Origin of the sequence: Parasediminibacterium schistidii (genome assembly GCF_046546515.1) — a bacterium.
GTDB lineage: Bacteria > Bacteroidota > Bacteroidia > Chitinophagales > Chitinophagaceae > Parasediminibacterium.
In genome coordinates, this window is sequence record NZ_JBKHKJ010000060.1 from 1 (window position 1) to 9187 (window position 9187).

The window sequence follows — 9187 nt, forward strand, 5'->3', positions numbered from 1 at the left end:
TAACATCCGTATTTGCGATATGGCTGGCTTAACCCAACAAAATCGGCTTTTCGTCCTTTTCTTAGCTTTTGTTCCGGCAGACCATGCAATATTGGGCAGTAGGTTATATATTTGAACTTTAAGAACAGGTATTTGGCTTTTGTTATCGGCTGACCCAGCGCTATTTTCAGCCACATCCCAAATACCGACTCGTTACCTGCCATTTTGAAAGATCCCCTATGCTAAAGAAACATATACTTGCCTATTCATTTTTTGTATTGACCAGTTGTGGACATATACCCTCAATTGAGAACCCTCTGCCAACAACCGAAAAAGAACTGAAATCTTTTCCATCAAATATGCAAGGTGACTACCTAAACTCTGACGACAATTCCATATTGACAATTACTAATAATTCTGTAACAAAAACTTATGATTTTGACTTTAAGTTTTTAAAAGATAGTATTGGCACTAACAACTATATAAAAGACGATACAATGTTCGATAAATATTCTAATGAAAAAGAAAAGGTAAAATTATTAGGCGACACAATTGTCCAACACGTATACAAATCAATTCCATTGTTTGAAATCTCGCAATACAATGTTCTAAAAGAATATAAAGGACACTATTTTTTAAATAACCGAAGTGGAGGATTTGACTGGATACTTACTGTTTTATCACTAGAAAAAGGAGTTATGACACTAAAAGGTATATATGATATTGATATCAACCATTTAGAGACTTTGGCAACTATAAGACCTGACACAACAAGCTTTGAAATTGACTCGATTAGAAAGCCTTTAAATGGAGTATTAATTCAAAATGGAATTGGAAGAAGTCCATATTTGAAATTGACAAAAAACGGCAGGTAACATCCGTATTTGCAATATGGCTGGCTTGACGGAACTCACTCGGCTTTTAGTTCTTTTTTTAAAATTTTGTTCCGGCCGACCCATCAATATTGGGCAGTAGGTTATATATTTGAACTTTAAGAGCAGGTATTTGGCTTTTGTTTTCGGCTGACCCAGTGCTATTTTCAGCCACATCCCAAATACCGACTCGTTGTGTGCAAGGCAAAATGAACATCCTACAAAATGACTTACAACTTTTTTGCAAATAAAGCGGACAAAACAAATTTGCTTGACTTCATATTTAAGGAGACAGACTTGAAAATATTTGACCTTGCCTCACCTTACGGACAGGAAGTTTCTGAATACAAGGCAACCAATGAAATAGCGACAAAGTTTGACCTTGAAAACGGAGGACAATCTTCTACAACATTTCAACTTTGGACACCACGCTTTGGCGGTGACATATTTTTTAGAAAGGTTGAACTTAACCCAAAATATTGCAACGGACATACTTTTCGTTATTCGACTGAAGGATGGGGATTAATTCAACTTTATTTCGGTGGACAGAAAGACAATATATTATATCATTCCCATATTGGACACTTTAATGAAAAAGGTGCTTTAAAATGGCAAGACACAAACCACGAAAACGGAAACGTTGACAAATGGAATTGGAAAGTAATCGAACAAACATCAAGAAAATTAAAACATCAAATTCATAGCAAATTAGCGACAAAGAAAATTGGAAGCTATGGAGTTTTACAAGGTGCTGACATTTTAAATATTGACGGCACTAAACTTTGGGGAACGTAATCTTGACAGCCCAGCACACAACATCCGTATTTGCAATATGGCTGGCTTGACGGAACAAACTCGGCTTTTAGTCCTTTTTTTAGCTTTTGTTCCGGCAGACCAAACAATATTGGGCAGTAGGTTATATATTTGAACTTTAGGAGCAGGTATTTGGCTTTTGTTATCGGCTGACCCAGTGCTATTTTCAGCCACATCCCAAATACCGACTCGTTGTGTGCAACCCGTGTGAGAACGAGGTCTATAACATATAACTATTTATACCAATGACAAAATTAAAACAGGTAACAAGCAAACTAATTTTAATCAATGGATTAACAAGAAATCGCTCCAATAATGGGTTTGCTTTTTCCTATAAATGCACTTTCCCTGTCAGAGGTTGCCTTGTTTCTAGTGATATAGAATTTAATCCTTTTAATATTCCAAACAATAAAGGCATAACTTTTTATAATAGTTCGTTGTACGGGCAGGCTTTGATTGATGCATATATGAAAGCGGAATTTCAAGATTGGGCGGGTTGTTATATAGATAGAAGTGCTTTAGCAAAAATTGATGATGCACAATTAATTGAAAGTTATATTTGTAAAAAAAAAATCTAGTGTATTATTTTATTTGCTTTAAAAGATGGGACAATTAGCTATGAGTATGTACTTAGAACGACACAACAAAATATTAATGATGTTTATTTCAAGAATTTAGCTACGCAAATTGAAAGAAGATTTACAGCACACATTGAAAAAGAAACATTGCTTAATGATAATATGATAATGTAAAAAGAAACATGTTAAACACAATTAAATTCATAGAATCGTTTAAGACTAACTCAGTCTTAGGATAGATATAACAAACCAATTATTAAATTTTTTTAAAATTAAAAAATGAAGTATAAGCAAATCTTTACACTCGTTTCTTTTATGATTTTGACCATTATCAGTAAAAGCCAAATTATTACCACTGTTGTTGGCGGAGGATCAAATCTCGCTGATGGATGTCTAGCTAAAAATGCTGCACTAAATGGACCTTCTGATGTTAAGTTTGACAAATTTGGTAATATGTACATTACAGGAGAAGGAAATCATGTTATTAGAAAAGTAAACTTGAAAGATACAATAACGACAATTGCAGGAACAGGTCTATTTGGTTATATTGGTGATGGTGGCCCTGCAACATCCGCAAGATTACAAGAACCACAAAGCACGACTTTTGATTCTATTGGCAATATGTATATTGCTGACTATGCCAATTATGTAGTACGGAAAATAGACCTGAATGGCATTATTACTACAATAGCCGGTAATGGTAAGTATGGCTATAGTGGAGATGGTGACTCTGCTATAAATGCACGACTAGAGGGGGTTGTAAGTCTTGCATTTAATTCAAAAGGCGAATTATATATTGCTGATAATTATAATAATCGCATTCGTATGGTTGACAAAAAAGGTATCATTACAACGGTTGCAGGAACTGGTGCGGTGGGTGATGGAGCTGGTGGATATAGTGGTGATGGTGGTCTCGCCGTAAATGCTAGATTGAGTAATCCGAGTGGTATTATATTTGATTCAAAAGATAACTTGTATATAGCAGATTCATATAATAATCGAATCCGCAAAATTGATACTAATGGAATAATTTCAACAATTGCTGGTAGTGGTCCAATAGGATTTGGAAATGGAGATTTTAGCGGAGATGGAGGGCTTGCAGTTGTAGCTAAGCTATACAGCCCAATAGGTATTGCTTTAGACAAAAATGGAAATATATTTTTTTCTGACGGTAGTAATCGAATTCGTAAAATTGATGAAACAGGTATTATAACAACAATTGCAGGCAGTGGTAAACTTGGCTTTAATGGTGGTCATAGTGGAGATGGGGGGCTTGCAACATCTGCTACTTTAAATCATCCCGAAGGTATTGCCTTTGATTCCGATGGAAATTTATTTATTGCTGATTGGCATAATAATGTAATTAGAAAAGTATCTTTTAGTACATTACCCCTTACCATCTCTTCTGCAACAGCAATAAGAGAAAATAAAGACATTGCTATCAACTGGCAAACAGCCACTGAACTAAACACCAGCCACTTTATTATTCAACACAGTATAAATGGCACTTCTTTTACAGAAATAGGCACAATAAAAGCAGTAGGCAGTGGGGCAAATAGTTATAAGTTTACAGATAACAACCCTGCGGTTGGCATCAACTACTACCGCTTGCAAGGCATAGACAAAGACGGAAGCAGCAGTTATAGTAAAGTGGTAAGCGTAAACTTTGTTAGTACCCTATCTTTAACTATCACCCCTAACCCTGCAAAAGACTTTGCAACCATCAGTTTCAGCAAAGCGGTTGACAAAGCAACCATTGCAGTTTATGACATGGCGGGCAAAGCTGTCATTACACAATCGCTAAGCGGGACAAGCTCATACAAACTAAACACCCAAGCATTGACAAACGGTGTTTATGTAATAAAAGTAAAGACAGCAGCAGGCAGCTATAATGAAAAGCTGTTGATAAACAAATAGACTTTGAAAGAAGTGCATCCAATTTGACAATGGCTGCACTTCTTTTCTTCACTGCTGGACACACCCTGCTATTGGGTATGCACATAACATCCGTATTTGCGATATGGCTGGCTTGACGGAACAAACTCGGCTTTTAGTTCTTTTTTTAGCTTTTGTTCCGGCAGACCCAACAATATTGGGCAGTAGGTTATATATTTGAACTTTAGGAGCAGGTATTAGGCTTTTGTTATCGGCTGACCCAGCGCTATTTTCAGCCACATCAGCAAATACCGACTCGTTAGCGGCAATACAGTGACAATTTCTAGAATAAAATGGCAGACAAACTTGAGAATTTTAAAAACGTAGCCCCCAGTTTATTTAAAGACTTGGTAGGCAAATATGGTTATATTCTTGACGAGATAAAGACGAACCAGTTGAATAATCGAGATTGGTCAGTTCACCTTATTTATACAAATAAAGACAAAAATTTAAAAATCACAATAAAACAAGAACCATATTACACGGACTATGGTTTTTCATTCTTTATCTATAAATTAGGAACAGACGAATATAACATACTTTGCAATGTTGAACATCATAGACAAGATGCGGAAGACATGTTTTTATTAAAGGCTTACAATGACCTATTTACAACCAAAGAAACATTAGACATAATAACTGGTAACGAATGGAAAGAATTAAAAAAAATACCTTTTTTAACCGTATAAATCTACTGCCGCTAACATTGCATTGTCAATATGGTGGGGCGAAGAATATATTTTCAGCTTTTGTTTGCTGTTCAACGACTTGACAGACATAGTTTACCCAACTGTGGAGACCGCAGCGAGTAGACCTGCATTATTTGACCTAGATAGCTTGACCCCGACAGCGAAGTCCGAAGCGAGTAGACTGGAAAGTTTTGCAAGACATTTTGTCTTACCGCAAATAAACCGACCTAGGAGCGATGATGGAGCGATAGCCTAAAAACTGAGGTTCTATTTAGCTGACAAAACGGCTGAAAGTACTAAAAATAGACCGTTCCCAGTTGACACACTCTACGGGTGACAAATGCCGCTAACATCCGTATTTGCGCTATGGCTGGCTGGACGGAACACACTCGGCTTTTAGTCCTTTTTTTAGCTTTTGTTCCTGCTAACCATACAATATTGGGCAGTAGGTTATATATTTGAACTTTAAGAGCAGGTATTTGGCTTTTGTTTTCGGCTGACCCAGCGCTATTTTCAACCACATCCCAAATACCTGCTCGTTAGTGGCAATTTTATGAAGACTCTACTTTACATAACAATGTTCATTTTTTCAAGTTGTAACAATCAGCAATCTCAATCTGATAAAAATCAAATAATTGACACAACTGCTAAGATAGAAAAGACCAATAAAATTGACAACTCAAAATATTACACCGACAAAGACACAATAATAATAGCAACTGAACTTGGCGACACATTAGAATATGCAAAGGCTGGCTTCAATTCTATTGTAGATAAACACCCAGAGTTTTTTCAATCATATCCTGAAAATCCAGACCAAGCATATTATAATAGTAATGAAAAAGAGGAGTTCGGGAGTGAAGTTGGGCAAGACAGCTATTATGAAGTGTATGCCTATTTTTTAAAACAGAAGAATGGCATTGAAAAATATGCCCAGCAAAGAAAGAAACTAATAGACATTTATTCAAACATAAATTCACTATTTGGACACTTTGAATATGGTGGGACATATTTTGGGCATCAAAGCAGAAGAATTTTAGGTTACGCTGAATATTCAATTTACCTTCTTCCGAAAAAGAAAGAAGACATTGAAAAAACTTATGACATTTCAAAACAAAAAGAACTTTACATTAAATCATTACGACAACTTATTGACGACGAAAGTAAAATTGACTTCAATACTATGGGCAATGACAAAATTGAAAGAACTAAAGAACTCAATAAATTGGTTGACGAACTTGACAGATTAATAACGGACACCTTTTATTTAAGACGAGTACAAGAATTTCACTATGGACATTACGAATACTATTGACACGACAAAAACTGCCACTAACATGGGGTTTGGCAAAAGTGGGGCGGACGGAATAACAATGAGCTTTTTGTAATCCTATTTTGCTTTTGTTCCTGCGTGACGGAATGCTATTTGGCTTTTTGTTGTTATATTTACTTCGGTTTTCAATTAGGCTTCGGTTCCGGCGGACGGAATACTATTCCCCCACCTTCGCCAAGCCCAAACTCGTTGGGCGGCTACTTCCGAGGACCCTAAACTTGCAAAACCCGATTAGAAAAAATTCGGAAAGCCCTTTCAAGAAAATACGCAATCCACAAAATGACCACGGGTTACAGCAACAAGGGAAATGTCAGGCAGCAAAACAGAGCTTAAAAAACCTCGTGGGACAAAGCCTAACCCACAAAATGACCACGGTTCAAAGCAACAAGGAAAAGTCGGGTAGTAAAACATAGTTTGAAAAACACTCATGGGACAAGACCTAACCCACAAAATGACCACGGTTCACAGCAACAAGGAAAAGTCGGGAAGGAAAACAGGGCTTGAAAAACCTTATGGGACAAGGCCTAACCCATAAAATGACCACGGTTTATAGCAACAAGGGAAATGTCGGGCAGCAAAACATATGTCGAAAAGTTTCGTGGGGACAGTACGCAATCGACAAACAAAACAAGTGCTTGTAATTTATAAAAAACTTATCTTTTTGACAAATAAGCACTTAATACAATGTATTTAAACAATTAATATTAGCGCTTTTGCAACATAAAAATTAGGGTTTTATAAGTTGCAAGCCTCGTAGAGCAGGATAAAGCGAAATGTAAATTTGTTTTTTGAACCCCTTTTTAAAAAAGCAAGAAAGTTCTAAATAGACTATGAGGTAAATGGATTTAATACAGGATATTTTAGGATAAAAACTAAAATTTATGCTGGAAAATAATTTTGATTCTTTAATTTTACCATTAAAAGTATATCATTGAGGTAGTTTGGTTAAAGGCAAAAAACGATGTGATATATGTATGACTACAAAAATATATTAAACAATATCAAATTCTATTTTAATGAAATATAATCTTTCGGTTGTCCTTTTTACCCTAGCTATTCTTTTATTTAGTTGTAAGAAAGTTGTTTCAGGTGATTCAAATACTCCTCAGCCTCCACCAGTTATTCCTCCAATCAACTATACTCCTTCTCCAACAGCCTCTCTTTTTTATTCAAATATAATGGCTTTCGCATCGGGTACACAATATGCTGACCCACTTCAAATTCATACGAATTTTTTTAATTATAACGATCCTAATACCCCATACACATTATTTAATAGTTATTATAATTCATACACCGCTAATAGTATTTCACTAGACAAGTACGCTTCAACATTAGCAGCTTTTAGCGGTAGCACATTTAGCGGTTATTATAGTGGTAATATTTTTGTAAAAACATTCATGGCAATCAGCAATAGTAAGAACTATGTTGATTTTAAACTAGTACCCCCCGTGCAAGCTGGTTCATTTAACTATGATTTTGGTAGCGGTATTATGGTATTGCAAAATAATGGACAGCTAACGCTTCCACCATATAGTTTTGGCACTCATCCTGGAAGTGTAACTTTTGCTGTTTACTCGCAATACTTTAATCCTTCTGTAAAAGACTACATTGTTTCAATTCCATGTTATCCAATGGCTGATGTAAATGGAAAAAGAGTGTTTTTAGATTCCTACGGTATATATCAATTGGTTCCTGCTGCAAGCGATAACTCGAATTTTGATATAGATTTTAATTCCAACGTAAATGTTTCCCTCAAATTACCCATACCCTCAAGTTTAATTAGTACAGCCCCAGATAGTATTCCATGCTGGTTTTTAAATGTTCCAATATGGAACCAAGCTTATTTTACACCTAATTGGATACAAAGGGGGTACGCTACCAAAACAGGGAATTTTTATCAAAAGCAAATAACCCAAAGAGGTTATTGGAATTTTGCAGTACCAACAAATGGCGTTTATATTACAGTCCATTTAAAATCCTCGCAAGGAGCATCAATTCCGAATGCTAGGCTCACTTTTAAAAGTGGTGTAAATGAAATAGCAGATATTAGGACAGATGCAGAGGGTAATGCATTAATTTTTGTGCCTACAAATACCCCGCTTACAGTGGATGCTATTAACGATTTTTATAATTCCCCAAGCAGTAGCAGCTTACTTAATCAGAATTTTGGTACTTTTAATTCCTCGCAAGAAATTACTTATACACTTCCTTACCAAAGTGGGATGGCAACCTCTATTGGCAATGTTTTTAATTGTGATGGCACCCCACTAAAAAATGGATCTGCAGTTATTAATTATAGTTATTCGAGAGATAGTTACAAAGTACCCATTTCAAATGGATATTTTCAAACTGCTAATTGGACATATCCTAACTCAAAGTTTTTTGCTAGTACTATAGACATTATTGACTCGAATGGAAACACTGTAATTTCAAATTATAAAATGTTAGCAGTAAAAAACCTTCCCCCTAATCAAACAGCCAATTATTATACATGTACCGATGCCCCTTTTGGGTACGCTAAATATCAAATAGATTCAACTAATTTTTCCATAATTGGAAATGTGAATGCCTCGTCGCCTCGCTTAACACTTTTAGCTAGCTACATTGTTGATACTATTGTAATAGATAATAATGGCAAAGGGGTTAAATTCTTAATGGAAGATAACCCTCCCTATTATGATATATTAGGTAAAACTATTCAGATTGATAATGCAACTTACTCAATTAATTTAAATGGAAATAAAGTAGCATATTATTACAGGGATGATAAAAATGCAGGAGGATTTAAAGAAGGTTATTTTTCTATAGATTATTTTGATAGTAACAATTTTTCTCATACTGTATCTGGTATATTCAGGCTTAAAAGATTTTAATTTTTCCTGCCCTTGTTGGTCTTCGCTCCATTCTTCCCAGCTTGCGCACCAGATTCAATAAAATATGATATGCTAACGCACGTCTGTGGCCACTAGTGTTCGAAACTTCAAT

Annotated in this window: 8 protein-coding genes; 7 read left to right on the forward strand and 1 reads right to left on the reverse strand. The window is 35.5% G+C overall.

The window, feature by feature from the left end; all coding sequences use genetic code 11:
• Positions 1-203 (reverse strand): hypothetical protein (locus tag ACHFIY_RS18755; RefSeq protein WP_410847663.1); only part of this gene is annotated, 203 nt, incomplete at its 3' end.
• A 15-nt stretch (positions 204-218) separates the two neighbouring features.
• Between ACHFIY_RS18755 and ACHFIY_RS18760 the strand changes: the two genes are divergently transcribed.
• The 7 genes from ACHFIY_RS18760 (at position 219) to ACHFIY_RS18790 (ending at position 9075) form a co-directional block, all read left to right on the forward strand.
• Positions 219-854, forward strand: coding sequence for a hypothetical protein (locus ACHFIY_RS18760; protein ID WP_410847664.1), 636 nt, complete (start codon positions 219-221; stop codon positions 852-854).
• A gap of 222 nt (positions 855-1076) precedes the next feature.
• Positions 1077-1646, forward strand: a complete 570-nt coding sequence (locus ACHFIY_RS18765) for a hypothetical protein (protein WP_410847665.1) — start codon at positions 1077-1079, stop codon at positions 1644-1646.
• A gap of 263 nt (positions 1647-1909) precedes the next feature.
• Positions 1910-2242, forward strand: coding sequence for a hypothetical protein (locus ACHFIY_RS18770; protein WP_410847666.1), 333 nt, complete (start codon positions 1910-1912; stop codon positions 2240-2242).
• A 279-nt stretch (positions 2243-2521) separates the two neighbouring features.
• A complete protein-coding gene (locus tag ACHFIY_RS18775; protein WP_410847667.1) occupies positions 2522-4159 on the forward strand; it encodes an NHL repeat-containing protein in 1638 nt (545 codons plus the stop codon).
• Positions 4160-4470: 311 nt separating this feature from the next.
• Positions 4471-4866, forward strand: a complete 396-nt coding sequence (locus tag ACHFIY_RS18780) for a hypothetical protein (RefSeq protein WP_410847668.1) — start codon at positions 4471-4473, stop codon at positions 4864-4866.
• A 553-nt stretch (positions 4867-5419) separates the two neighbouring features.
• Positions 5420-6181 (forward strand): hypothetical protein, encoded by a 762-nt coding sequence (locus ACHFIY_RS18785; RefSeq protein WP_410847669.1) that lies wholly within the window; start codon positions 5420-5422, stop codon positions 6179-6181.
• A 1034-nt stretch (positions 6182-7215) separates the two neighbouring features.
• Positions 7216-9075, forward strand: coding sequence for a hypothetical protein (locus ACHFIY_RS18790; RefSeq protein ID WP_410847670.1), 1860 nt, complete (start codon positions 7216-7218; stop codon positions 9073-9075).
• The last annotated feature ends 112 nt before the right edge of the window (positions 9076-9187 follow it).